Origin of the sequence: Sphingosinicella microcystinivorans (assembly GCF_027941835.1) — a bacterium.
In the GTDB taxonomy this organism is placed as follows: Bacteria; Pseudomonadota; Alphaproteobacteria; order Sphingomonadales; family Sphingomonadaceae; genus Sphingosinicella.
Genome location: NZ_CP116005.1, coordinates 3790418 through 3813457, shown reverse-complemented (window position 1 = coordinate 3813457; position 23040 = coordinate 3790418). Strand labels below are relative to the sequence as shown.

At 68.3% G+C, this 23040-nt stretch carries 24 protein-coding genes; 9 read left to right on the top strand and 15 right to left on the bottom strand.

Annotation, left to right across the window (positions count from 1 at the left end; genetic code table 11):
• Positions 1 to 29: 29 nt before the first annotated feature.
• The 3 genes from PE061_RS18395 to PE061_RS18385 form a co-directional block, all read right to left on the bottom strand.
• Entirely contained in the window at positions 30 to 2129 is a 2100-nt protein-coding gene (locus tag PE061_RS18395) for a methyl-accepting chemotaxis protein (RefSeq protein ID WP_271256662.1), read from the bottom strand.
• 120 nt (positions 2130 to 2249) lie between these two features.
• A complete protein-coding gene (locus tag PE061_RS18390; protein ID WP_271256661.1) occupies positions 2250 to 2684 on the bottom strand; it encodes an HIT family protein in 435 nt (144 codons plus the stop codon).
• Positions 2681 to 3739 (bottom strand): CDP-alcohol phosphatidyltransferase family protein, encoded by a 1059-nt coding sequence (locus PE061_RS18385; RefSeq protein WP_271259247.1) that lies wholly within the window; start codon positions 3737 to 3739, stop codon positions 2681 to 2683. Before PE061_RS18385 ends, PE061_RS18390 begins: the two co-directional genes overlap by 4 nt.
• Positions 3740 to 3989: 250 nt before the next feature.
• On the opposite strand from PE061_RS18385, the gene PE061_RS18380 reads away from it, so the two are divergent.
• Together PE061_RS18380 and PE061_RS18375 are read left to right on the top strand one after the other, a co-directional pair.
• A complete protein-coding gene (locus PE061_RS18380; protein WP_271256660.1) occupies positions 3990 to 4775 on the top strand; it encodes a succinate dehydrogenase iron-sulfur subunit in 786 nt (261 codons plus the stop codon).
• Between the two features lie 97 nt (positions 4776 to 4872).
• Positions 4873 to 5214 (top strand): TonB family protein, encoded by a 342-nt coding sequence (locus PE061_RS18375; RefSeq protein WP_271256659.1) that lies wholly within the window; start codon positions 4873 to 4875, stop codon positions 5212 to 5214.
• Between the two features lie 19 nt (positions 5215 to 5233).
• Here PE061_RS18375 and fliN read toward each other — a convergent pair whose 3' ends face one another.
• From fliN to PE061_RS18355, 4 genes are all read right to left on the bottom strand, one after another.
• The gene (gene fliN, locus PE061_RS18370) at positions 5234 to 5566 is read right to left on the bottom strand and encodes a flagellar motor switch protein FliN (RefSeq protein WP_271256658.1); all 333 of its coding nucleotides are present in this window, start codon (positions 5564 to 5566) and stop codon (positions 5234 to 5236) included.
• Between the two features lie 26 nt (positions 5567 to 5592).
• A complete protein-coding gene (locus PE061_RS18365) occupies positions 5593 to 6576 on the bottom strand; it encodes a flagellar motor switch protein FliG (RefSeq protein ID WP_271256657.1) in 984 nt (327 codons plus the stop codon).
• A complete protein-coding gene (locus PE061_RS18360; RefSeq protein ID WP_271256656.1) occupies positions 6573 to 7400 on the bottom strand; it encodes a flagellar M-ring protein FliF C-terminal domain-containing protein in 828 nt (275 codons plus the stop codon). Before PE061_RS18360 ends, PE061_RS18365 begins: the two co-directional genes overlap by 4 nt.
• A 194-nt stretch (positions 7401 to 7594) precedes the next feature.
• The gene (locus PE061_RS18355) at positions 7595 to 7891 is read right to left on the bottom strand and encodes a DUF1153 domain-containing protein (protein WP_271256655.1); all 297 of its coding nucleotides are present in this window, start codon (positions 7889 to 7891) and stop codon (positions 7595 to 7597) included.
• Between the two features lie 253 nt (positions 7892 to 8144).
• On the opposite strand from PE061_RS18355, the gene mnmA reads away from it, so the two are divergent.
• The gene (gene mnmA, locus PE061_RS18350; RefSeq protein WP_271256654.1) at positions 8145 to 9254 is read left to right on the top strand and encodes a tRNA 2-thiouridine(34) synthase MnmA; all 1110 of its coding nucleotides are present in this window, start codon (positions 8145 to 8147) and stop codon (positions 9252 to 9254) included.
• Positions 9255 to 9258: 4 nt separating this feature from the next.
• Here the strand turns inward: mnmA and PE061_RS18345 are convergent, their stop codons facing one another.
• From PE061_RS18345 to pdxH, 4 genes are read right to left on the bottom strand one after another with little or no spacing between them, the layout of a single operon-like run.
• Positions 9259 to 9960 carry an endonuclease/exonuclease/phosphatase family protein gene (locus PE061_RS18345; RefSeq protein WP_271256653.1) on the bottom strand — a complete coding sequence of 234 codons (702 nt, stop codon included), beginning with the start codon at positions 9958 to 9960 and terminating at the stop codon, positions 9259 to 9261.
• A gap of 31 nt (positions 9961 to 9991) precedes the next feature.
• A complete protein-coding gene (locus tag PE061_RS18340; protein ID WP_271256652.1) occupies positions 9992 to 10795 on the bottom strand; it encodes a PhzF family phenazine biosynthesis protein in 804 nt (267 codons plus the stop codon).
• On the bottom strand, positions 10785 to 11720 hold the full coding sequence (locus tag PE061_RS18335) for a cation diffusion facilitator family transporter (protein WP_271256651.1): 936 nt from the start codon (positions 11718 to 11720) through the stop codon (positions 10785 to 10787). Before PE061_RS18335 ends, PE061_RS18340 begins: the two co-directional genes overlap by 11 nt.
• Complete coding sequence (gene pdxH, locus PE061_RS18330) at positions 11720 to 12307, bottom strand: pyridoxamine 5'-phosphate oxidase (RefSeq protein WP_271256650.1); 588 nt, start codon at positions 12305 to 12307, stop codon at positions 11720 to 11722. The genes PE061_RS18335 and pdxH overlap by 1 nt, the downstream gene beginning before the upstream one ends.
• Positions 12308 to 12460: 153 nt before the next feature.
• Between pdxH and PE061_RS18325 the strand changes: the two genes are divergently transcribed.
• The 5 genes from PE061_RS18325 to PE061_RS18305 are packed head-to-tail and all read left to right on the top strand — an operon-like array spanning position 12461 to position 16464.
• Positions 12461 to 13414, top strand: coding sequence for a DnaJ C-terminal domain-containing protein (locus tag PE061_RS18325; protein WP_271259246.1), 954 nt, complete (start codon positions 12461 to 12463; stop codon positions 13412 to 13414).
• Positions 13411 to 14301 (top strand): YihY/virulence factor BrkB family protein, encoded by an 891-nt coding sequence (locus tag PE061_RS18320; protein WP_271256649.1) that lies wholly within the window; start codon positions 13411 to 13413, stop codon positions 14299 to 14301. The genes PE061_RS18325 and PE061_RS18320 overlap by 4 nt, the downstream gene beginning before the upstream one ends.
• 8 nt (positions 14302 to 14309) lie before the next feature.
• Positions 14310 to 15113 (top strand): enoyl-ACP reductase FabI, encoded by an 804-nt coding sequence (gene fabI, locus PE061_RS18315; RefSeq protein ID WP_271256648.1) that lies wholly within the window; start codon positions 14310 to 14312, stop codon positions 15111 to 15113.
• Positions 15110 to 16180, top strand: a complete 1071-nt coding sequence (aroC, locus tag PE061_RS18310) for a chorismate synthase (RefSeq protein ID WP_271259245.1) — start codon at positions 15110 to 15112, stop codon at positions 16178 to 16180. Before fabI ends, aroC begins: the two co-directional genes overlap by 4 nt.
• Positions 16177 to 16464: an acylphosphatase gene (locus PE061_RS18305; protein ID WP_271256647.1), complete on the top strand. Its 288-nt coding sequence runs from the start codon at positions 16177 to 16179 to the stop codon at positions 16462 to 16464. The genes aroC and PE061_RS18305 overlap by 4 nt, the downstream gene beginning before the upstream one ends.
• Before the next feature lie 124 nt (positions 16465 to 16588).
• Here PE061_RS18305 and PE061_RS18300 read toward each other — a convergent pair whose 3' ends face one another.
• The gene (locus PE061_RS18300; RefSeq protein ID WP_271256646.1) at positions 16589 to 17878 is read right to left on the bottom strand and encodes an adenylosuccinate synthase; all 1290 of its coding nucleotides are present in this window, start codon (positions 17876 to 17878) and stop codon (positions 16589 to 16591) included.
• Positions 17879 to 18018: 140 nt separating this feature from the next.
• On the opposite strand from PE061_RS18300, the gene PE061_RS18295 reads away from it, so the two are divergent.
• Positions 18019 to 19029 (top strand): alpha/beta hydrolase, encoded by a 1011-nt coding sequence (locus PE061_RS18295; protein ID WP_271256645.1) that lies wholly within the window; start codon positions 18019 to 18021, stop codon positions 19027 to 19029.
• Here PE061_RS18295 and PE061_RS18290 read toward each other — a convergent pair.
• From PE061_RS18290 to PE061_RS18280, 3 genes are all read right to left on the bottom strand, one after another.
• Entirely contained in the window at positions 19026 to 20144 is a 1119-nt protein-coding gene (locus PE061_RS18290) for an ATP phosphoribosyltransferase regulatory subunit (protein ID WP_271256644.1), read from the bottom strand. The genes PE061_RS18295 and PE061_RS18290 overlap by 4 nt on opposite strands.
• Positions 20145 to 20208: 64 nt before the next feature.
• Positions 20209 to 21786 (bottom strand): phosphoglycerate dehydrogenase, encoded by a 1578-nt coding sequence (serA, locus tag PE061_RS18285; protein WP_271256643.1) that lies wholly within the window; start codon positions 21784 to 21786, stop codon positions 20209 to 20211.
• A gap of 92 nt (positions 21787 to 21878) precedes the next feature.
• Positions 21879 to 23015 carry a phosphoserine transaminase gene (locus PE061_RS18280; protein WP_271256642.1) on the bottom strand — a complete coding sequence of 379 codons (1137 nt, stop codon included), beginning with the start codon at positions 23013 to 23015 and terminating at the stop codon, positions 21879 to 21881.
• Between the last annotated feature and the right edge of the window lie 25 nt (positions 23016 to 23040).

The window sequence follows — 23040 nt, the reverse complement described above, 5'->3', positions numbered from 1 at the left end:
CGCCGCAGGAAAGCCGGGCCTCGGAAAAGTCAGGCGGCGCGGACGCGGGCGAGGAAGCGGTCGACCTCGGTGGTGAGCGTGCTCGCCTGCCGGTTGAGGTCGGCGGCGGCGTCGAGCGCGTCCTTCGCGGCGATGCCGGTCGCCTCGACGCCGGTGCGGACCTGATCGATGTTGCGCGCGACGGCGTGCGTGCTGTCGGACGCCTGGTGCGTGTTGCGCGCGATCTCGGACGTGGTCGCGGCCTGCTGCTCGACGGCGGCGGCGACCGTGGCGGCGATGCCGTTGATCTCGCCGATGGTGGCGACGATCTCCTCGATGGCGCCGACCGTCTCGCGCGTCACCGACTGGATCGCGCCGATACGCTGGTTGATGTCGATGGTGGCCTTGCTGGTCTGGTTCGCGAGCGCCTTGATCTCGCTGGCGACGACCGCGAAGCCGCGCCCGGCCTCGCCGGCGCGTGCCGCCTCGATGGTGGCGTTGAGCGCGAGCAAGTTGGTCTGCTCGGCGATCGAGTTGATGAGGCCGACGATCTCGCCGATCTTCTCGGCGTCGATCGAGAGGCCGGTGACGATCTCGTCGGTCGCGCGGGCGCGCGACACCGCCTGCTCCGACATGGCCGAGGATTCGACGACGCGGTGCGAGACCTCGGCGAGCGAGCGGGCCATTTCCTCCGATGCGTTGGCGACGGTGAGCGCGTTGTGGCTGGCTTCCTCGGCGGATACGGCGACATCCGTGACGAGCACGGCGCTGCTGCGCGCCGCATCGCTCACCTGCTGCGAGCCTGCGGCGATCTGGCGCGCCGCGCTGCCGACGGCGGCGGCGACATGCTGCACGCTTGCCTCGAACGCGTCGGCAAGTTCGTTGATGGCGGCGCGCTTCTCCGCGGCCGCGCGCAGGCGCTCGGCTTCGCGCTCGGCACGGGCGGCTTCCTCGCGCTCGCGTTCGCGGCGCTCGTTTTCCTGCGCGGCGCGGCGGCGCTGCTCGACTTCGGTCGCATTGTCCTTGAACACGGCGACAGCGCGCGCCATGTCGCCGACCTCGTCGCGGCGCTGCGCGCCCTCGATGCGCGTGCCGGTTTCGCCGCGGGCAAGGGCGAGCATGGCGTTCGCCATCCCCGCGATCGGCCGGGCGATGAGCAGATTGGTGAGGACGCCCGCCACCACCGAAATGCCGACGCCGGCGGCACCGGCGAGGAGCGTGATGAAGATGGCGCCGCCCGCTGCCGCCTGCGCGGCGAAGTCAGCCGTGCCCTGCTGGTCGGCGATCGCCTGCGAGAACGCCTGCACGTTGCGCTCGAACGCCGGGCCGGTCTTGCCGAGCAAGCGGTCGACGGCGGAGTCGCGGTCGCTGGTGCGCTGCACGATCTCGTCGAACGCCTTGTCGTAGGCAACGAGGCTGACGATGATACCATCGGCCTTGCGGGTGAGCGCCGGGTCCGTGAGACCCTCGAACACGCCGTTCAGCGCGTCCTCGAGGTTGAGGAGGTCGGCCTTGGTCTGCTTGACGATCTCCGGCGAGGGCGCGGAGAGGTAGCGGTTCACATCGACCCGCAGCAGCGAATAGGTCTCGAGCGCGAGCGCCGCCTGATAGGAGGTCTGATGGTCGCCCGCGCGGTGGCTCGCCGTGACGATGTCGTGGAGCGCGGCGCCGATTTCCGGCCCCTTGGTCTCGATCTCGCCCGCGACGAGGCGGGTGATCGCGGTCTGGTTCTCGACGATGCCGCGGAATTCGGTGCGGAAAACGCCGCGCAGCCGGTCGATGCGCGCAAGCGTGGCTTCCTCGCCCACGATCGCGGCGCCCTCCTCGGCGCGCTTCAGCGCGTCCTGCGCCGCATCGAGGCTTTCATTGACCTCGGCGACGAGCGCGGCGTCGGGGCGGATCACATAATCCTTGATGCGGCCCTGCGCCGTCATCGCGGTGCTGTGGGCGCGGGCGATCGAGCGGGCGCTGTCGGCGAGGCGGGTGACTTCGGAAACCGTTGAGCGGGTGACGAGCAGCGAGCCGGTGGCGACCATCGCGAGAACCGCCATCGCGAGTCCGCCGATGCCGTAACTCACCAGGACCTTCTTGCTGATCTTCCAGTGGGTTATGATCGAAACAAAACGCGACACGTCAACGCGCGCGATCAAGGCCCTGAAACGCTCCATAGCCAGCACATGCCCCATACACCGGGAAAAGCGGCACATCCGGTTCCCGCCCGACCCGCATACGGCCGGCGGTGTTTCATCATGGTTAACATCGCGCGGGTTTCAGCGCGCGGGCCAGAAACCCTTCAGCCATGCCGAAACGGCGGCGATTCCGGCCGCGTCCAGCGCCACCGCCTCGCCGAGCGCCGGGAGCTTCGGCCAGCCTGCATCCGGGAACGCGCGGCCTTCGAAGCCGCGGCTGCCCTCGTAGCGGGGGATGACGTGGTAGTGGACGTGCGGGTCCACCATCATCAGCATGAGATAGTTGAGTTTCGCATGATCGACAGCGGCGCGCAGCGCGGCCTCGATGTCGCGGCTCACGCGCGCAAGCTCGGCATAGGCCGCGGGTTCGAGGTCCGCGAAGGCGGTCGCGTCGGATTTCGCGGCGAGCACGAGGCTGCCGAGCGTGGGTTGCGCAGGGCGCAGCAGTACCAGCCAGTGATCGTATTCGGCGATCAGCGTTGCCGGATAGCCGAAGCGGAGGATGGTGTCGTTCATGCCGCGCTCCCGTCGCTGAGCCACGAGGTGAGCGCCTCGCCCCGCCGCCGCGCAGCGATCGCCTGCAGCAGCCGGACGAAATGGAAGACGAGGCTGAGCACCGTCCATGCCGTGACGGCGAGAAGGCCGAGGTCGGGGCGCGAGAAGATCGCGCTGACGAACAGGATCACCATGTTCGGGTTGCGGCGCGCGGTGATCAGGCGGAAATCGGTGTCGACCTTCTGCCAGACGTGGATGTGCATTCCGGCGACATGGATGAACCAGCCTTCGATCAGGCGCTGCAGCACATAGCCGCCGACCATCACGGCCATGACCGTCCAGAACACGTCGGGCGCGAGCGCGAGGCCGTGCGCGGCAAGGCCGACGCCCCATGCGTACCACCAGAAGGGCGGATGCACGAGATCGAGCCCGTGATCGAAGACGTTGCCCCACCACGAGGAGGTGATCGTGCAGCGCGCGAGCTTGCCGTCGACGGTGTCGAGCACCATGAAGGCGAGACCGGCGGCCATGCCCGTCCAGTAGCGGCCGTCCCAGAACAGGAACGTCGCCCAGACGCAGAGCGCCGCGCCGATCGTCGTCACGACGTTGGGCGTCATGCCGATGCGCGCGGCGACACGGGTGAGCACCAGCGCCCATTCCGGCCAGAGATACTTGGTGAGGATGTCGGTGACGCCCTTGTAGGCGCCGAAATAGCTCGCGCGCTCGATGGCGCGGACATTCGCAGGCACGAGTTCCATCAGGAACGGGCGCTCGCGCTTCCTGAGCGCGGCGTTGTAGATGGTGATGCCGTCCTCGTAGGCGGTGACGGCGAGCCCTTCGGCCCACGTGCCGCTGCCCGACTCGATGGCATCGCGCACCGCTTCGGCGCGCTCCGGCGGCACGTTTGCCAGCACCGGGCGGCTGCCGAGCGTCAGCGCCGCGCCGGGCCGGGCCGCGATCCAGTCGTACCACTGCGGATCGAAGGTGAAGCGTGTGTCGGCGACGACCGTGCCCGTCTCGCCCGGCTTCGGTGTTCGCGCGGCGGCGATCCGCTGTATCCGCGTGGCGGACGACATCCCCCAGATGGGCGTTTCGTTCTGTCCGGCAAGAAGGAGTGTCGTTTCCAAAGGAGTCCCAGTCGGTTTGCGGCCCTGCCGTGCTTATAGACGCCCGAGTCGCCGGTGCAAGTTGGGGGGGAGGGTGCCGCATGGGGGCCGTGCAGGCGCGCGCTGCGGCCATATTGACGGATGGGGCGTTTTTTCCGGTTTTTTCCGCCACGCGATTGCGCTAGGCAACACGCGCGAGAGAACAGGAGAGACGCGGGCGATGGCCGAATTCACGCTTCCGAAGAACAGCAAGGTGAACGGCAAGGGCAAGGTGCACAAGGCCCCCGAAGGCACCACGCGCAAGCGCATGTTCAGCATCTACCGCTGGTCTCCGGACGATGGCGAGAACCCGCGCATGGACAGCTACGAGGTCGATCTCGACAGCTGCGGCCCGATGGTCCTCGACGCGCTCATCAAGATCAAGAACGAGGTCGATCCGACGCTGACCTTCCGCCGCTCGTGCCGCGAGGGCATCTGCGGATCGTGCTCGATGAACATCGACGGCTCGAACACGCTCGCCTGCACGAAGCCGATCGACGAGGTGAAGGGCGACGTGCAGATCACGCCGCTGCCGCACATGGAGGTCGTGAAGGACCTCGTGCCCGACTTCAAGCACTTCTACGCCCAGTACGCCTCGATCAAGCCGTGGCTGCAGACCGTCTCGACGACGCCCTCGGGCAAGGAGCGCATCCAGTCCCCGGAGGATCGCGAGAAGCTGGACGGGCTCTACGAGTGCATCCTTTGCGCCTGCTGCTCGACGGGCTGCCCGAGCTACTGGTGGAATTCCGACAAGTTCCTGGGCCCCGCGATCCTGCTGCAGGCCTACCGCTGGCTCGCGGACAGCCGCGACGAGATGAGCGGCGAGCGCCTCGACGCGCTGGAGGACCCGTTCCGCCTCTATCGCTGCCACACCATCATGAACTGCACGAACGTCTGTCCCAAGGGTCTGAACCCGGCAAAGGCGATCGCGGAGATCAAGAAGATGATGGTGGAGCGCCAGCTCTAGGATGGTCGCCGCCGTGATGGCGTTCGACTGCTAACCCGATCATTTCCAAAACGAAATAAACCATTTCGCAAGACTCGTGCCGCTAGCGTCCCCCGCCATGGCAGGGTGGGTTCACAAGATTGCGATAGCCGCGGTCGTCGCCTTCGGATTCGGAGGGGCGGCACACGCGGCCGACTGGACATCAACCGTGACGCGGCTCATCGCCGCGCAGCACTCCTATCCGCGCAGTGCGCAGATTCGGGGCGACCAGGGCACGGCCAAGGTGCGGATCAGCGTGGATGCCGGGGGCAAGATCACCGGCGTCGAGCTCGTCAAGCCGACGGGATCGCAGATCCTCGACCGCGAGGCGGTGCGTATTCCGCAGAAGATCGGCACCGTGCCGCCCCCGCCGGGCGGTCCGACCCAGCTGGTGATCCCGATCGCCTGGAAACTGACCTGACAGCCAGTTGCGGCGCGCCTCAGCGCTCCTGCTTCACGATTTCCGTCATGGTGACGCCGAGGTGCTCGTCGACGAGCACGACTTCGCCGCGCGCGACGAGCCGGTCGTTCACGAAGATATCGATGGCCTCGCCGACGCGGCGGTCGAGCTCGATGACCGCGCCGGGCGCGAGCTTCAGGAGCTGGCTGACCTCGACCGCCGAGCGGCCGAGCACGGCCTGCACGCGCACGGGCACGTCGAACACCGATTCAAGCTCGGCCGCGCTGCGCAGCACGTCGGCTGCCTCCTCGGGCGGCACCTCCGCCGCGAGCGCGCGGGCGGGTTCATAGTCGGGACGCAGATCGTCCATCATGCTTCTCCCTGGGAAAGTCTCGGGCATCAGAACACGAACTCCTCGCTGCCGTCGCGATTGTCGGCGAGAACGATCTCGCCCGCGTCGGCGAGCTGCTTTGCAACCTGCACGATCGCCTGCTGCGCCTCCTCCGCCTCGCGCAGGCGAATGGGCCCCATCAGCTCCATGTCCTCGCGCAGGATGCGGGCGGCGCGCTCCGACATGCTCATGAAGAAGAACTCGCGCAGCGCCTCGCCGGCGCCCTTGAGCGCCGCGGCGAGGCGGTTCTTGTCCACGTTGCGGAGCAGCGTCTGGACGCTGGCCGGGTCGAGCCGCGCCAGGTCCTCGAACGTGAACATCAGCGTGCGGATACGCTCGGCGGCGTCGAAGGCGCGGTCTTCCAGCGCCAGCATGAAACGCTCCTCGGCGCTGCGGTCGAGGTGGTTGAAGATCTCCGCCATCATCTCGTGCGCGTCGCGGCGCGTGATGTGCGAGAGGTTGGAGAGGAGCTCGGCGCGTAGCGTTTGCTCGACCTCCTCGAGCACGTCCTGCCGCACCGCGCCGGTGCGGAGCATCCTCAGCACGACGTCCATCGCGAAGTCGTCGGGCAGGCGGGAGAGCACGCGCGCGGCATGGTCGCGTCCGATCCTGCCGAGCACGACGGCGACCGTTTGCGGGTGCTCGTCGCGCAGATAGGCGGCGAGGGCATCCTCGTTCACCTCGCCGAGCGTATCCCACATCGTTTCGGCGATGGGCTTCGCGGTGTCGGTGGCGGCGGCATTGGAGACCTCTCCGGCGAATTCGGTGAGCAACTGCTCGGCGAGTGGGGCGGGGACCGGGCCGCGCCGCGCCATCGCGGCACTCAGCACCCGGGCCTCGTCATTGCCGAGATGCGCCCAGATCGCGCCGCCGTGCTCGCGCCCGAGCGCAAGCATCAGCGCGGCGGCGCGCTCGATGCCGGTGAGTCCCGAAAATGGCGCCATCGGCGCGTCCCAAGGTTCGGCACGCAGGGCTGCGGTACGCGCGCTCATGCGGACATCCACTGGCGTACCACCGCGGCCGCGGCGGCAGGGCGCGTGGTGACGGCCTCACCGGCGCGGCGAAGCGCCGGGCTATGGGCAGCGCCGGCCGTGAAAGGCTCGAAGACCGGAGCAGGTGGCGGCGCTTTCGCCGCTTCCGGTTCAGGTGCGGCTGGAGCGCTCCGTCCGAATGCCCGCAGGATCAGGAACAGAACCGCGAGGCCCAGAATCCCGGCGAGGCCGATACGCGCGAGCGGCAGAAGCGCGTCCTCCCCGATGCCGAAAAACGCGGGAGCGGCCTGCGTGGGCGCGAAGCGTACTGTCTCGACGGTCAGCGAATCCCCGCGTATCGCGTCGAAGCCTACGGCGCCACGCGCAAGGCGGGTAAAGCGTGCGAGTTCGGCCTCGGTGCGGGGCCGGTAGTCCGCACCTTCTGCCTGATGTCCATTGACCATGACCGAAACGGTCAGGCGGCGGATCTGGCCGCTGCTGCGGATCGTGGTCGTCTCGGTGCCGTTCGTACCGGGCTCGCGGGCCTCGGAGACCTGCCGGGTCTGGTCGGGTTCGATTTCCGCAGAAACGATCGCGCGCACGTTTTCGCGGCCGACGATCGTGCCGATCAGGCCCTCGACCTGCTCGCGGAGCCGTGTTTCCACGACCGCCTGCCGGTCAGGAGGCAGCGCGGGGACCGCGGCTGCCGGCGCGGGTTCGGCGGTCGGGGAGGGGCTGCGCAGCAGCGCGAGGCCGAACAGCGCGGCGACCACCGCGCAGAGCACGGCGATCAGCAGCAGCCGCGGTTTCCCATTCTGCTCCAGCGCTTTCAGGGCCTGTTCCACGCGCACACGATTCCCGACCGATGATCAATGCGGAACTGTGGAGCCCGGATGGTGAATATGGCGTAAAGACATGCCCGGCCGCCGCGACGGATCGCCATGCGCCGGACGTGGAAAGGGCGGAAGACGTCCCCCGATGTCTCCCGCCCTTTGGCAGGCGCCCGCACAGGCAGGGGCGCCGGTTCGAAAATCCGGTGTCAGGCGCTTTCGCGGTCGTAAAGCGCCCGGTAGTGCTGGACGCGCGTGACGCGCAGGCCGGGCATACCGACACGGTCCACGGCGCGTTCCCATGCGGCGAACTCTTCCGGGCTGAGCCCGTAGCGCGCGCAGGCGTCGTCCGCGGAGATGAGCCCGCCCTTCACCGCGGCCACGACCTCGGCCTTGCGGCGCACCACCCAGCGGCGCGTATCCGCAGGCGGCAGCGTATCGAGCGTAAGCGGCTCTCCCAGCGGGCCGATCACCGATGCGGGGCGAAACTTTTGATTTTCCATCATTATTCTTTTGGCTCCAACACTACGCGACTGCCTTGTCCACGGACCCTAGCGCCAGACCCTTAAAAGAACGCCTAAACGCCAAGGTAAATTCTGCGGCAACAGACCTTAATTCCGTGCTTTCCGCCTTAGTGTTTGAAATCGTTGTCCTCACCCTCGGCGAATCACCGCGGCACCGGAACGCATGGCGCGATGATCGGCTCCGCATACGGGGTGGAGCGTGCAAAAATCGTTAGCCGCCTCTATATGCGCGCGCATGAGCAGCATTCCCGACCTCCACGGCCTCCGTCCCGGTGCGCGTGTCGTCGTCGCCATGTCCGGCGGCGTCGACTCGAGCGTCGTCGCGGCGCTGGTGAAGGAGGCGGGCTACGAGACGATCGGCGTCACGCTCCAGCTCTACGACCACGGCGCGGCTGTGGGGAAGGCGGGCACCTGCTGCGCGGGCAGCGACATCCACGACGCGCGCCGCGTCGCCGACCGGCTCGGCATCGCGCACTACGTTCTCGATTACGAGAGCGCCTTCAAGGACAGCGTGATCGAGTCGTTCGCCGACGAATATGTGCAGGGGCGCACGCCGATCCCGTGCGTGACGTGCAACCAGACCGTGAAGTTCCGCGATCTCCTGAACGTCGCGCGCGACCTCGGCGCCGATGCGATGGCGACGGGGCACTACGTGCGGCGCGTGGAGGACGCGGGCGGGCCGGAGCTGCACCGCGCGGTCGATCCGGCGCGCGACCAGAGCTATTTCCTGTTCGCCACCACGCGCGAGCAGCTCGGTTTCCTGCGCTTCCCGCTCGGCGGGATGGAGAAGGCGGCAGTGCGCGGACACGCGCGGCGATTCGGGCTGATCGTGGCGGACAAGCCCGACAGCCAGGACATCTGCTTCGTGCCTTCCGGCGACTACGCCGGCGTCGTCCGCAAGCTGCGCCCCGAAGCGGGCGAGCCGGGCGAGATCGTCGACATGGGCGGCGCCGTGCTCGGCCGGCACAGGGGCCTCATCCACTACACGGTCGGGCAGCGGCGCGGCCTCGAGATCGGCGGGCTTGCCGATCCGCTCTACGTCGTGCGGCTGGAGCCCGGGACGCGGCGCGTGGTCGTCGGCCCGCGCGCGGCGCTCGGCGTCGCCGCCGCCGTGCTCGGCGAGATCAACTGGCTCGGCCCGGAGATGGGGGGCGGCATCGACGTTCTCGCCAAGGTTCGCTCGATGGCGAAACCCGCGCCTGCGCGCTTCGACGGCAGGCAGGTGACGTTCGCCGCGCCCGAATACGGTGTCGCGCCCGGGCAGGCCTGCGTGCTCTACGACGGCGAGCGGGTGCTCGGCGGCGGCTGGATCGACGGCACGGTTTCGGCGCTGGCCGCGGCCTGACCCCTCAGGCGCTCCGCGCGACCTTCGCCCACACCGGCAGGTGATCGCTGGCGCGCTTCGCGGTCTGCGAGCTGTGAACGCCGCTTTCCTCCACCTTGAAATGGTCGGATACGAAGATGCGGTCCAGCGTGCCGAGCGGCCGCCGCGTCGGGAAGCTGGGGCCGCAGGCAGCGCACTGGTGATGACGCTGGAATTCCTTCAGCGCCTTGCTGTTCACCATCCAGTCGTTGAGGTCGCCCATCAGGATGCTGGGCAGCTGCGTCGTGCGCTCGCCGAGGTGATCGACGAGCATCTTCGCCTGCCGCGCGCGGTAGAGGCCGGAAAGATCGAGGTGCATCCCGACGACGCGCACCGGCTCGCCGCGCACCCTGAGGTCGGCGAGCACGGCGCCGCGCGGCTCCAGCATCGGCAGGAACAGCGGCTCGCCGTGGATGATCTCGTGGTCCTTGCGCACGAGGATGGCATTGCCGTGCCAGCCGATGCTGTTCGGCCGGTTCTCGATAGGCACGGCGCGATACGGGCTTTCCGCCTCGATCATGTCGCGCGGAATGGCGCTCGCGCGTTCGCCGAGGCGGCGGTCGGCTTCCTGAAGCGCGATGATGTCGGCATCGAGCTCGTTGAGCACGGAAAGCACGCGATCGGGCTTGCGCAGTCGGTCGAGCCCGATGGCCTTGCGCATGTTGTAGCTGGCGACGCGGATGGTCATGGCTGCGAAGATAGGGACGCGCGGCGCGTCTTCAAAGGGTGAAGCTGCCTTCGATCACCGTGACGCAGGTTCCGCCGAGTACGGCGCGGTCGCCTTCGAGGCGGCAGGCGATGCGGCCGCCGCGCGGGCTGGCCTGGAACGCCTGGAACACGGGCTTGCCGAGTCGCTCCGCCCAGTAGGGCGTCAGCATCGCGTGCGCGGCGCCGGTGACGGGATCCTCGTCGATACCGGCGCCCGCCGCGAACACGCGGCTGACGACATCGAATGCACCGTCGCCGGGCGCGGTGACGACGACGAGATGGTTGCCGATCTCGCGCAGCAGGCCGAAATCGGGCTTCATGGCGCGCACGGCCGATGCGTCGGCCACGACATAGAGCCAGTTCTCGCCCGGGAAAGAGAGGACGGCTTCGGGCCTCAGCCCGATGGCCTTCACGACGCGCGGGTCCGCTTCTGCCGGGAGGGGCCTGCGCGCGGGCAGATCGAGCTCGTAGCCGCTGCCTGCGCGGCGCACCTCCAGCACGCCCGCGAGGCGGGTGCGGAAGCGGATGCTGTCGAGATCCACGTCGCGCGAGAGGAGATAGTGCCCGCTTGCGAGCGTCGCGTGGCCGCAGAGGTCCACCTCGATCGCGGGCGTGAACCAGCGCAGGTCATAGTCCGCGTCCGGCGCATCCGAAGGGATGAAGAAGGCGGTTTCGGCGAGGTTGTTCTCCTCGGCGATCGCCTGGAGGACGTCGTCGGCGAGCCAAGCCTCCAGCGGCATCACCGCCGCCGGATTGCCTTCGAAAGCACGCGCCGCGAAGGCGTCGATCTGGGCGAAGGGCAGTTTATCGGGCATGGCCGGTTTCCTCTGCATCGGCGGTGCTGGGGCGCGTATCGAAATGGCCGCTCGGATCGACGTGGACGAGGACGTCGCTGCCGGGGAAGTCCTGCAGCACGCGGGCCTCGACAGCATCGACGATGTCGTGCGCGGCCTGCACGCTCATGTGCGGATCGACCCAGATGTGGAACTGGATGAAATCGGTATGCCCCGCGTGGCGGGTCTTCAGTTCGTGGATGCCCTCAACGCCGGGAACCGCGCAGACCAGCGCTTTCAGCCGTTCACGCTGCGCGTCGGGCCATTCCTTGTCCATCAGCATGTCGAGCGCATGGCGCGCGGTCCTGAACGCGCCCCACGCCAGCCACAGCGCGATGAGGACGCCGAACAGCGGATCCGCGCCGCGCATCCCCAGCATCGCGTCGAGAACCAGCGCCGCGATCACCGACAGGTTGAGCAGCAGGTCCGACTGGTAGTGCATCCGGTCGGCGTCGATGGCGAGCGAGCCGGTGCGGCTGACGATGAAACGCTGGTAAGACACGAGCGCCAGCGTCACGAGGATCGCGAAGACCGAAACGCCGATGCCGAGTTCGGCTTCGGCAGGTGGGGTTTCGTTCGAGAACGCCTGCACCGCGCGCCACCCGATGCCGATGGCGGAGACGGTGATGAAGACGGTTTGCAGCAGCGCCGCGATCGGCTCCGCCTTGCCGTGGCCGAAGCGGTGCTCGGCGTCTGCGGGCTCGGCCGCGACGCGCACGCCGATCAGCGTGATGATCGAGGCGATGAGGTCGAGCGCGGTATCGGCAAGCGAGCCGAGCATCGCGACCGAGCCCGTCTCCATCGCCGCATAGGCCTTGACCACGCCGAGGACGAGTGCCGCCGAGAACGAGGCGGCCGCCGCACGGCGGGTCAACCTGCCGCGCGCTTCGAGCCTCGCGGCGTCCATCACGGATATTGCATCGAACGCGTCCAGCCGCGGCCGTCGCGGTCGTAGATGTAGCGTTCGTGCAGGCGGTCGGTGCGGTCCACCCAGAACTCGATGCGCGACGGCACGACGCGGTAGCCCGACCAGTGCGGCGGGCGCGGCACGTCGCCGCCTTCGAACTTCGCGGTGAACTCCGCGACGCGGGTTTCCAGCGTCGCCCGGTCGTCCAGCGGCTGCGACTGGAAGCTCGCCCACGCGCCGATCTGCGAGGCGCGGGGGCGGATCGCAAAATAGGCGTCGGCCTCGGCCGCCGTCACCGGCTCCACGGCGCCGTCGATGCGGACCTGACGGCGCAGCGACTTCCAGTGGAAATTGAGGTGCGCGTGCGGGTTCGCGGCAAGCTCCCGGCCCTTCCGGCTCAGCGTGTTGGTGTAGAAGGTGAAGCCGCGCGGATCGACGTCCTTCAAGAGCACGATACGCACCGACGGCCGTCCCCCGGCGTCCGCCGTGGCGAGCGACATGGCGTTGGCGTCATTGGGTTCGGAGGCCGATGCCTCCTTGAACCAGCGGTCGAACAGGTCGAAGGGGTCGTCGGGAAGTGTCGTCATGGCGCGCTACATAGACCTTGCAGGCCGAGGAGGGAACCGGGCGCGCTGATCCGCCACACAGGGTCTTTTCAAAGGCTTCGAGGCTCCCCATCTCCGATGTTGTATTTCGGCAACAGTGGATTTTTCGGAGGCATTGTGGTGAGCGTAGGGACGATGAGTGATCTCTATTCGACCCTTGGTGTGAAGCGCGGCGCGAGCGACGCGGAAATCAAGTCCGCCTATCGCAAGCTGGCGAAGGAACTGCACCCCGACCGCAACAAGGACAATCCGAAGGCCGCCGAGAAATTCTCCGAAGTGACGGCCGCTTACGACCTGCTTTCCGACAAGGACAAGCGCGCGCAGTACGACCGCGGCGAGATCGACGAACAGGGCAATCCGAAGATGCCGTTCGGTTTCGGCGGCAGCGGTGGGGGCTATAGCCGCACGCACACCGGCGGCGCGGGCATGGGCGCCGAGGATTTCAGCTTCGCGGGCGCGGCGGACGATATTCTGTCCGAGCTGTTCGGCCGTGGGCGCCGTGGCGGTGGCGGCGGTTTCGGGGGATTCGATTTCGGCGGCGGCGCAGGTCCGCGCCAGCCCCCCGCGAAGGGCCGCAATGTCGCCTACAAGCTCGCCGTGGATTTCGCCGAGGCCGCCGAGCTGAAGCCGCAGCGCGTGACGCTCGCCTCCGGCAAGACGGTGGACCTGAAGCTCCCGGCCGGGTTCGCGGAAGGCCAGCAGATCCGGCTTGCCGGGCAGGGCGAGGCGGGGCTCGGCGGGAGCGGCGACGCCATCGTGACGCTGCGCACCGCGCCGCACCGTATCTTCAAGCGCGACGGCGACGACATCCGCCTCGATTTGCCGATCCGGCTCGACGAGGCGGTGCTCGGCGCGAAGGTGAAGGCGCCGACGACGAGCGGTTCGGTGATGCTGTCCGTGCCGCCGGGCGCATCGTCCGGCAAGGTCCTGCGCCTGAAGGGCAAGGGCTTCCACAAGAAGGGCGGCGGGCGCGGCGATCTGCTCGTGACGCTGGCCATTACCATTCCCGAGGACGATGCAGCCCTGAAGGCGTTCGCTGAAGGCTGGGACAGCGGCAAGGCGCACGACCCCCGCGCCGGAATGGCATGATCCGCCTGATCGCGCGTCTGCTCGAGGAGGAGCGGCGCGCGGTTCGCGTCGCCTTTCGCGTCGCGAAGGGCGTGTGGGACGACGGCTTCATCCACGCCGGGAACCTCGCCTATCTCTCGATGCTGGCGCTGTTTCCCTTTTTCATCGTGCTCGGCACGTTCGCGGGGATGCTCGGCCGCTCCGATGCCGGGCTTGAGGCGGTTCAGGGCTTCCTGCAAACATTGCCGCCTTCGGTGGCCGGGATCGTCGGCCCGCCGATCGCGGCGGCGATGGAAGGTTCGACCGGCATCCTCACCTTTTCGATCGTCGTGGGCATGTGGACGGCGGGCAGTTACATCGAGACGATCCGGGACATCCTGCGCCGCGCCTATCACGCCGAATATGCGGCACCCGTCTGGCAGCGGCGGCTGGGCAGCTTCGCGGTGATCCTCGGCAGCGTGCTGCTGATGCTCGCCGCCTTCGCGGCGCAGGTGATCCTCGTCGCGGCGGAGGAGGTCGTCGTCCGCTTCCTGCCGTGGGTCGACGTGGTCGAGCAGATCGTCGACATCGGGCGGCTGGGGCCGCTCGTGGTGCTGTTCATCGCGCTTTACCTGCTGTTCCACAGCCTGACCCCGGCGCGTTTCAGGAAACGCGGCCCGAAATGGCCGGGCGCCGCGGTGACGGCGGGCGTATGGGTCGGCGCGACGATCATTCTGCCGCGACTGCTCGCCGACGTTTCCACCTACGACCGCTTCTACGGGCCGCTTGCGGGCGTGATGATCACGCTCCTGTTCTTCTTCATTGCCGGCATGGGATTCGTGATCGGCGCCGAGCTCAACGCGGCGCTGGCAATGGAACCTGAAAATGGGCAAAAGGGCGCGGAATCGGGGCAACAACCGAAAGGCTGAAAGCAGGCATGGCTGGATTGATGCAGGGAAAACGCGGGCTGATCATGGGGCTCGCGAACGAGCGCTCGCTGGCGTGGGGGATTACGAAAGCGCTTGCCGATCAGGGCGCGGAACTGGCGTTCAGCTATCAGGGCGAGGCGCTGGAGAAGCGCGTGCGCCCGCTTGCGGAAAGCGTCGGCTCGGACTTCCTGATCGACTGCGACGTCTCCGACATGGCGGGGCTCGACGCTGCGTTCGAGACGCTGGCGGCGCGCTGGCCGACGATCGACTTCCTCGTCCACGCCATCGGCTTTTCGGACAAGAACGAGCTGCGCGGCAAGTACGTCGACACCAGCCTCGAGAACTTCCTGCTGACCATGAACATCTCCGCCTACAGCTTCGTCGCTGTGACGCGGAAGGCGCGGGCGATGATGCCGAACGGCGGCTCGGTGCTGACGCTGAGCTATTACGGCGCCGAGAAGGTGGTGCCGCACTACAACGTCATGGGCGTCGCCAAGGCCGCGCTCGAAACCAGCGTCAAGTATCTGGCGATGGACCTCGGTCCCGAGAATATCCGCGTCAACGCGATCTCGGCGGGGCCGATCAAGACGCTGGCGGCGAGCGGTATCGGTGATTTCCGCTACATCCTGAAGTGGAACGAATTGAACAGCCCGCTCAGGCGCAACGTCACCATCGAGGACGTGGGCGGCGCGGCGCTCTACCTGCTCTCCGATCTCGCCAGCGGCGTGACCGGCGAGATTCACCATGTCGACGCCGGCTACAACGTCATCGGCATGAAGGCCGAGGACGCGCCGGACATCGCGCTCGCCTGATGTTCAACAGCTTCGGCCGCATCTTCCGGTTCACGACCTGGGGCGAAAGCCACGGACCGGCGCTCGGCGTCGTCGTCGACGGCTGCCCGCCGGGGATCGCGCTCTCCGAAGCCGACATCCAGCCGTGGCTCGACAAGAGGAAGCCCGGCCAGTCGCGGCACACGACGCAGCGGCGAGAACCCGACGAAGTGAAAATCCTCTCCGGCGTGTTCGAGGGGAAGACGACCGGCACGCCGATCTCGATGATGATCGAGAACGTCGACCAGCGTTCCAAGGACTACGGCGACATCGCCGAGAAGTACCGGCCCGGCCATGCCGACTACACCTATGACGCCAAGTACGGCTTCCGCGACTATCGCGGCGGCGGGCGCTCCTCCGCGCGCGAGACGGCGGCGCGCGTTGCGGCGGGCGCGGTGGCGCGGAAAGTCATCGAAGGTGTGGGCATCCTCGGTCATGTCGTCGAGATCGGCGGCGACCGCGCCCAGCGCTTTGCGGCGCATACGCTCGGCGACAATGATTTCTGGTGCGCCGATCCCGAGGCCGCGAAGCGCTGGGAAGCGCTGCTCGACGGCGTGCGCAAGGCGGGCTCGTCTGTGGGCGCGGTGGTCGAGGTGATCGCGAGCGGTGTTCCGGCCGGCTGGGGCTCGCCGCTCTACGCGAAGCTCGACGGCGCGCTTGCGGGGGCGATGATGTCGATCAACGCCGTGAAGGGCATCGAGATCGGCGACGGCTTCATGGCGGCGCGCCTGCGCGGCGAGGACAATGCCGACCGGATGCGGCCCGGCGCCGGCGAAGGCGATCCGCCGACGTTCGACACGAATCACGCGGGCGGCGTGATGGGCGGCATCTCGACCGGGCAGGACGTGATCTGCCGCATCGCCCTGAAGCCCACCTCCTCGATCCTGACGCCGGTGCAGACGATCACGCGCTACGGCGAGGCGGTGGAGGTGATGACGAAGGGACGCCACGACCCCTGCGTCGGCATCCGCGCCGTGCCGGTCGCCGAGGCGATGATGGCCTGCGTGCTCGCCGACGCCTTCCTCATGCACCGGGCCCAGTGCGGGTGACAGAAGAGCGCGTCGCGCGGCGGCTGCGTATCCACGGCCGCGTGCAGGGTGTCTGGTATCGCGCGTGGACGCTGGAAACCGCACAGCGCCTCGGTCTCGACGGCTGGGTGCGCAACCGCATCGACGGCACGGTCGAGGTGTTCGCGGTGGGACCGGCCGATGCTGTCGAGAAACTGGTCGCCGCCTGCCGTGAAGGCCCGCCCGCCGCCAAGGTGGAGCGCTTGGACGTGGAAGCGGCGGAAGGCATCGTGCGGCGAGGGTTTACCAAGAAGCCGACGGTGTGACCTCATCGGCGATGTTCTGACAGCGGCGTTCTGCGCCCCTCGACTTCGCTCGGGATGACAGGGTCTTTATACCCTGTCATCCCGAGCGAAGTCGAGGGGCGCACCACGGGGCTGTCGTTCAGCCTCAGTCCGCGAACGGGTCCGTCACGAGGATCGTGTCCTCGCGCTCGGGGCTCGTCGAGACGAGCGCCACGGGGCAGCCGACGAGTTCCTCGATGCGGCGGACGTACTTGATCGCCTGCGCGGGGAGCTGCGCCCAGCTGCGCGCGCCTGCGGTCGATTCGTGCCAGCCTTCGAAGGTTTCGTAGACCGGCTTCGCGGCCGCCTGCGCGGCCGGGTGCGCCGGTAAATGATCGTAGTTAACACCGTTCACATCGTAACCGGTGCAGATCTTCAGTTCGTCGAAACCGTCGAGCACGTCGAGCTTGGTGAGCGCGATGCCGGTGACGCCGGAGACGGCGATGGACTGGCGGACGAGCGCGGCGTCGAACCAGCCACAGCGGCGCTTGCGGCCCGTGACGGTGCCGAACTCGTGGCCGCGCTCGCCGAGGCGCTGGCCGGTCTCGTCGTCAAGCTCGGTGGGGAAGGGGCCGGAGCCGACGCGCGTCGTGTACGCCTTGACGATGCCGAGCACGTAGCCGGTCGCGGACGGGCCGAGGCCGGAGCCGCCGCTGGCGGTGCCCGCGATGGTGTTCGAGCTGGTGACGAACGGATAGGTGCCGTGGTCGACATCGAGCAGCACGCCCTGCGCACCTTCGAACAGGATGCGCTTGCCCGCGCGGCGCGCCTCGTTGAGGCCGACCCATGCCGGACCCGCATAGGGCAGCACGTCGGGCGCGATGGCTTCGAGGTCGGCGATCAGCGCGTCGCGGTCGATGGGATGGACGCCGAAACCGGCGCGCAGCGCGTTGTGGTGTGCGAGCAGGCGGTCGATCTGCGGGCCCGCCTCATCGAGATGCGCGAGGTCGCAGACGCGGAGCGCGCGGCGGCCGACCTTGTCCTCGTAGGCAGGGCCGATGCCGCGCCGCGTGGTGCCGATCTTGCCCGCGCCGCTCGCGTCCTCGCGCAGCGCGTCGAGGTCGCGGTGGAAGGGAAGGATCAGCGGGCAGGTCTCGCTGATGACGAGGTTCTCGGGGCTGATGGCGACGCCTTGCCCCTTAAGCTTCTCGATCTCGGCCTTGAGGTGCCACGGATCGAGCACGACGCCGTTGCCGATCACGGACAGCGTGCCGCGCACGATGCCCGAGGGCAGCAGGCTGAGCTTGTAGGTGCTGTTGCCGACGACGAGCGTGTGGCCCGCGTTGTGTCCGCCCTGGAAGCGCACAACGACATCGGCGCGCGCCGAGAGCCAGTCGACGATCTTGCCCTTGCCCTCGTCGCCCCACTGGGCGCCGATCACGGTCACGTTGGCCATTTCGGGGAGGTCTCCATTCAGCGTCGATTCACGCGGGCATTCCCTTAGGGTCGAAGGGCCGGTGCGTCCACGGCTTTTGCGTGGGAGACGAAGCTTATTCGTTCTATCACGCATAAGGAACACGAAGGCTGGGAGATGTGATGCGGGCGAAGCTGATTCCGGGCGTGCTGGCGTTGGCGCTGGCGGGTATGACGGCGGAGGCGCAGCAGCGTCCGCGCATGGACGGCCTGATGGCCTGCCGCGCCGACATGGAGGCGCTGTGCGGCAGCGACAAAGCCGACAAGCCCAAGGTGCGCCAGTGCATCGTCGAGAATCGCGACAGGGTTTCCGAGGACTGCAAGCGCGCGCTCGATGCGATGCGCAACGGCCCCGGTGCCGGGGCGATGCCGACCGTGACGGTGAGCTACGGCAACGACGCGCGGCAGGCGATCGACTTCTACCGGGCGAGGGGGACAGGCACCGCGCCGCTCATCGTGTTCATCCACGGCGGCGCGTGGAGCATGGGCGACAAAAGGCAGGCCTCGGGACGCAAGCCGGGGCATTTCACGGGCACGGGCTATGCCTTCGCTTCGATCAACTACCGTCTGGTGCCACAGGCGACCGTGGAGCAGCAGGCGGCGGACGTGGCTTCCGCGATCGACATGCTGCGGTTCCGTGCGGAGGAATACGGTATCGACCCGAACCGTATCGCGCTGATGGGCCACAGCGCCGGGGCGCACCTCGCCGCGCTGGTGGCAACCGATCCGCAGTACCTGAAGGCTGCGGACGTGCCGATGGGTGCGGTGAAGGCGGTCGTGCTGCTCGACGGCGCGGGCTACGACGTTGCGGCGCACATGAAGTCAGGCGGGCCGGTGGTGCAGAAGCTCTACGGCCCGGCGTTCGGGGACGACCCGAAGCGGCAGGCCGCGCTGTCACCGATGAGCCATGCCGCCGTACCGAACGCGGCATCATGGCTGGCGCTCTATGTCGAGGGTCGCGACGCCTCGCTCGGCCAGTCGCGGGCGCTCGTGCAGGCGCTGGAAAAGGCGGGCGCGAAGGCGCGCGCGGTGGGCGTGCCGGACAGCAGCCACAGCGAACTCAACCAGAATCTCGGCATGGCCGGAGACGCGGCGACGGCGGAGGTGGATGCGTTCCTGAAGACGGCGCTTTAAAGCTTGACGAGTTCGCCGCCTTCAAGCGCGTAGTCGCAGCGCAGACGCGTCGGCGTGTCTGCGTCCGTGAGCGCGGCGACCGTGGTCCAGCCCTCGGTTCTCAGTTGCGCCGCAAGGGCCGCATCGGTGCCGATCGGCACGAACAGGCGGCGGCGGCGCAGGGCGCCGAGGCCCGCATCGACGAGGCCGTCCACGTACAGCGAGAAGCCGACCGCCGCCTCCTCGCCGCCGCCCGGATGGCGGACGAGATAGGTGCCGCCGCGGCCGACCTCGCCGCGCACGCCCGCCGCGAACACGGAAAAGCCGATCCACGTCTGATACTCGAAGCCGTGGCGCTCGGTCGGGTCGATGGTGACGGCGGCGTGCGGCGATGCCGTGGCGACCAGCCGTTCAAGCCCCGTGATGCGCGTGTCGAGCGCACCCGCGGCGTCGAGCGCCTTGAGACGCGCGAGCGCGGCTTCCGCCGGGCCTGCCGCCTCGATCAGCGCGCCGTACCGCCCGGCACCGAGCGCCTGAAGCGCAGCGCCGTCCTTGCCGTCGAGCGCCGTCTGCACGTCGGCGAGCGTTGCGGCGACCGGCCACGGCCCGGCGGCGAGCGTGCCGACGAGATCGGGGAGGGTGAGGTCCACCGACATGTCGGTGAGGCCCGCCGCGGCGAGCGCTTCGAGCGCGATGCCGAGAAGCTCGGCGACGGCGTCGACGTGGTCGGAGCCGATGAGCTCGGCGCCCATCTGCATCGCCTCGCGCTGCGGCCCGACCTGCGCCGGGCGCACGCGGAGCACGGGGCCGCCGTAGGCGAGCCGCAGGGGCCGGGCGATATGCGCCATGCGCGTCGCGGCGATGCGGCCGACCTGCGCGGTGATGTCCGGCCTCAGCGCCAGCGTGCGCTGCGACAACGGGTCGACAAAGCGCAGCAGGTCCTGCGGCCGCGCCGAGGACAGGCGCGTGACGAGGCTGTCCTCGAACTCGACGAGCGGCGGCGAGACGCGCTCGTAGCCATGCGCCGAAACGCGGTCCAGCAGCGTGCGCAGCAGGTCCGCCGCCGCTTCGGCCTGCGGCGGCAGGCGATCGCGGAAGCCTTCGGGAAGCAGGCCCTTGGAGATCGGATCGGTCATGATGGCCCGGCTCTAGCGGCGAGCGCGGCCCGAAACAAGGTTCAGGCCGCGCACACCGATGAACTTAAAAGCGGAGCGCCTTCACATCCTTGACGCCGTCGAGCTTGCAGATCGACCAGAGCAGCGGGTCGGAGATGTCGCCGTCCACGGACAGCAGCAGGATCGCCTCGCCGCCCTGGCCGCGGCGGCCGAGGTGGAAGGTGCCGATGTTCACCCTGGCCTCGCCGAGCGCGGTGCCGACCTTGCCGATGAAGCCGGGCTTGTCCTCGTTGGCGATGAACAGCATCGAGCCGTCGAGGTCGGCCTCGACCTTGATGCCGAACAGCTCGACGAGGCGCGGGTGCTTCATGCCGAACAGCGTGCCCGCAACCGAACGCTCGCCGTCCTCCGTCTTCACCGTCACGCGCAGCAGCGTGTGGTAGTCGGTCTCGCGCTCGTGGCGGACTTCCGCGATGCCGATGTCGCGCTCGCGGGCGATGTGAACAGCGTTAACCATGTTCACCGTGTCCGAGATCGGCCGCATCAGGCCGGTGATCACGGCGCTGGTGATCGGCTTGATGTTGAGCTCGGCGGCGGCGCCTTCGACCTCGACGGTGACGTGGCTGATCGCGCCCTTGGCGAGCTGACCCGCGAGCAGGCCGAGCTTTTCGGCAAGCTCGATATAGGGGCGCACACGCGGCGCTTCCTCGGCGGAGAGCGAGGGCACGTTGAGCGCGTTGGTGACGGCGCCCGAGAGCAGGAAGTCCGAGATCTGCTCGGCGACCTGAATCGCGACGTTGACCTGCGCCTCGTCTGTGGAGGCGCCGAGGTGCGGCGTCGAGATGAAGCCGGGGGTGCCGAACAGCGGGCTTTCGTGAGCCGGCTCGGTGACGAACACGTCGAGCGCCGCGCCTGCGATGTGGCCCGAATCGAGCAGCTCCTTGAGCGCCGCCTCGTCGATGAGGCCGCCGCGCGCGCAGTTGATGATCCGCACGCCCTTCTTCGTCTTCAGCAGGTTCTCGCGGCTGAGGATGTTGCGCGTCGAATCGGTGAGCGGCGTGTGCAGCGTGATGAAGTCCGCGCGGGCGAGGAGCTGGTCCAGCTCCACCTTCTCGATGCCGATGTCCTCGGCGCGCTCGGGGGTGAGGAACGGATCGTAGGCGACGACCTTCATCCTGAGCCCGAGCGCGCGCTCGGCGACGATCGAGCCGATGTTGCCCGCGCCGATGAGGCCGAGCGTCTTGCCCGTCACCTCGACGCCCATGAAGCGGTTCTTTTCCCACTTGCCGGCCTGCGTGGAGGCGTCCGCCTCCGGAAGCTGGCGGGCAAGCGCGAACATCAGGGCGATGGCGTGCTCTGCCGTGGTGATCGAGTTGCCGAACGGCGTGTTCATCACGACGACGCCCTTGGCGGACGCGGCGGGGATGTCGACGTTGTCGACGCCGATGCCGGCCCGGCCGACGACCTTCAGGTTCGTCGCGGCTTCGAGGATGTCGGCAGTGACCTTGGTGGCCGAACGGATGGCGAGGCCGTCATACTCACCGATGATGGCCTTCAGCTCGTCCTTGGTGAGGCCGGGCTTCTCGTCGAACTCGACGCCGCGCTCCTTGAAGATCGCGGCGGCCTTCGGGGACATTTTATCGGAAATCAGGACCTTGGGCATGGGATGTAGCTTTCCTCGTCGTCATACCGGCTTGAGGCCGGTATCCATTCACGGTGTCGGATGGACCCCGGCCTCAAGCCGGAGTGACGGTTTCAGTTGGAGATGACTTCGGCGAAGGCCCAGTCGAGCCACGGTGTCAGCGCTTCTATGTCGGCGGTCTCGACGGTGGCGCCGCACCAGATGCGCAGGCCCGCAGGGGCGTCGCGGTAGCCGTTGATGTCGAGCGCCGCGTTCTCCTTTTCGAGGAGCGAGGCGATCTTCTTCGGCGTTTCCGCGTCGGCGCGCGGGTCCGTGATCCTGAGGCAGACGCTGGTGTTCGAGCGCGTCGCCGGATCGACGGCGAGGTTCTCGATCCACGGCGTCTTCTGCACCCACGCGTCGAGCGCGGCGGCGTTGGCATCGGCGCGGGCGGCGAGGGCCTTCCAGCCGCCGAGCCCGTCCGCCCATTCGAGCGCGTCGATATAGTCCTCGACGCAGAGCATCGACGGCGTGTTGATCGTCTCGCCCACGAAGATGCCTTCGATCAGCTTGCCGCCTTTCGTCATGCGGAAGATCTTCGGCAGCGGCCATGCGGGCGTGTAGGTCTCCAGCCGCTCGACCGCGCGCGGGGAGAGGATGAGCACGCCGTGCCCGCCTTCGCCGCCCAGCACCTTCTGCCACGAGAAGGTGGTGACATCGAGCTTCGCCCACGGCAGGTCCTGCGCGAAGGCGCCGGAAGTCGCGTCGGCGAAGGTGAGGCCTTCGCGGCCTTCCGGAATCCAGTCGCCGTTCGGGACGCGGACGCCCGAGGTGGTGCCGTTCCACGTGAAGATCACGTCGTTCGTGAAGTCGACCGTCTCGAGATCGGGAAGCTCGCCGTAGGGCGCCTTCAGCACCGTGGGGTTCAGCTTCAGCTGCTTGGCGGCATCCGTGACCCAACCTTCACCGAAGCTCTCCCACGCGATCGTGGTGACGGGACGGGCACCCAGCATCGACCACATCGCCATCTCGACGGCGCCGGTGTCCGAGGCGGGGACGATCCCGATACGGTAGTCGTCCGGCACGCCCAGCACCTTGCGGGTGAGGTCGATGGCGAGCTTGAGGCGCGCCTTGCCGAGCTTGGCGCGATGCGAGCGGCCGAGCACGTCGAGGTTGAATTTCGCGGGGTCCCAGCCGGGGCGCTTGGCGCAGGGGCCGGAAGAAAACTGGGGGCGTGCGGGCAGGATGCCCGGCTTCGTAACGTCAGTCATGTTCTCTCCTTACAGAGAGCGCGCG

Excerpts from the sequence above, each read along its gene's own strand:
- mnmA (WP_271256654.1), top strand. The coding sequence starts at position 8,145 with ATGAGCAGCATTCCCGACCTCCACGGCCTCCGTCCCGGTGCGCGTGTC.
- PE061_RS18385 (WP_271259247.1), bottom strand. The coding sequence starts at position 3,739 with ATGTCGTCCGCCACGCGGATACAGCGGATCGCCGCCGCGCGAACACCG.
- PE061_RS18375 (WP_271256659.1), top strand. The coding sequence starts at position 4,873 with ATGGCAGGGTGGGTTCACAAGATTGCGATAGCCGCGGTCGTCGCCTTC.
- PE061_RS18345 (WP_271256653.1), bottom strand. The coding sequence starts at position 9,960 with ATGACCATCCGCGTCGCCAGCTACAACATGCGCAAGGCCATCGGGCTC.
- PE061_RS18335 (WP_271256651.1), bottom strand. The coding sequence starts at position 11,720 with ATGGACGCCGCGAGGCTCGAAGCGCGCGGCAGGTTGACCCGCCGTGCG.
- fliN (WP_271256658.1), bottom strand. The coding sequence starts at position 5,566 with ATGATGGACGATCTGCGTCCCGACTATGAACCCGCCCGCGCGCTCGCG.
- PE061_RS18300 (WP_271256646.1), bottom strand. The coding sequence starts at position 17,878 with ATGGCCAACGTGACCGTGATCGGCGCCCAGTGGGGCGACGAGGGCAAG.
- PE061_RS18290 (WP_271256644.1), bottom strand. The coding sequence starts at position 20,144 with ATGACCGATCCGATCTCCAAGGGCCTGCTTCCCGAAGGCTTCCGCGAT.
- PE061_RS18340 (WP_271256652.1), bottom strand. The coding sequence starts at position 10,795 with ATGCCCGATAAACTGCCCTTCGCCCAGATCGACGCCTTCGCGGCGCGT.
- PE061_RS18295 (WP_271256645.1), top strand. The coding sequence starts at position 18,019 with ATGCGGGCGAAGCTGATTCCGGGCGTGCTGGCGTTGGCGCTGGCGGGT.
- PE061_RS18365 (WP_271256657.1), bottom strand. The coding sequence starts at position 6,576 with ATGAGCGCGCGTACCGCAGCCCTGCGTGCCGAACCTTGGGACGCGCCG.
- PE061_RS18355 (WP_271256655.1), bottom strand. The coding sequence starts at position 7,891 with ATGATGGAAAATCAAAAGTTTCGCCCCGCATCGGTGATCGGCCCGCTG.
- PE061_RS18325 (WP_271259246.1), top strand. The coding sequence starts at position 12,461 with ATGAGTGATCTCTATTCGACCCTTGGTGTGAAGCGCGGCGCGAGCGAC.
- PE061_RS18320 (WP_271256649.1), top strand. The coding sequence starts at position 13,411 with ATGATCCGCCTGATCGCGCGTCTGCTCGAGGAGGAGCGGCGCGCGGTT.
- serA (WP_271256643.1), bottom strand. The coding sequence starts at position 21,786 with ATGCCCAAGGTCCTGATTTCCGATAAAATGTCCCCGAAGGCCGCCGCG.
- PE061_RS18390 (WP_271256661.1), bottom strand. The coding sequence starts at position 2,684 with ATGAACGACACCATCCTCCGCTTCGGCTATCCGGCAACGCTGATCGCC.
- PE061_RS18280 (WP_271256642.1), bottom strand. The coding sequence starts at position 23,015 with ATGACTGACGTTACGAAGCCGGGCATCCTGCCCGCACGCCCCCAGTTT.
- pdxH (WP_271256650.1), bottom strand. The coding sequence starts at position 12,307 with ATGACGACACTTCCCGACGACCCCTTCGACCTGTTCGACCGCTGGTTC.
- fabI (WP_271256648.1), top strand. The coding sequence starts at position 14,310 with ATGGCTGGATTGATGCAGGGAAAACGCGGGCTGATCATGGGGCTCGCG.
- PE061_RS18380 (WP_271256660.1), top strand. The coding sequence starts at position 3,990 with ATGGCCGAATTCACGCTTCCGAAGAACAGCAAGGTGAACGGCAAGGGC.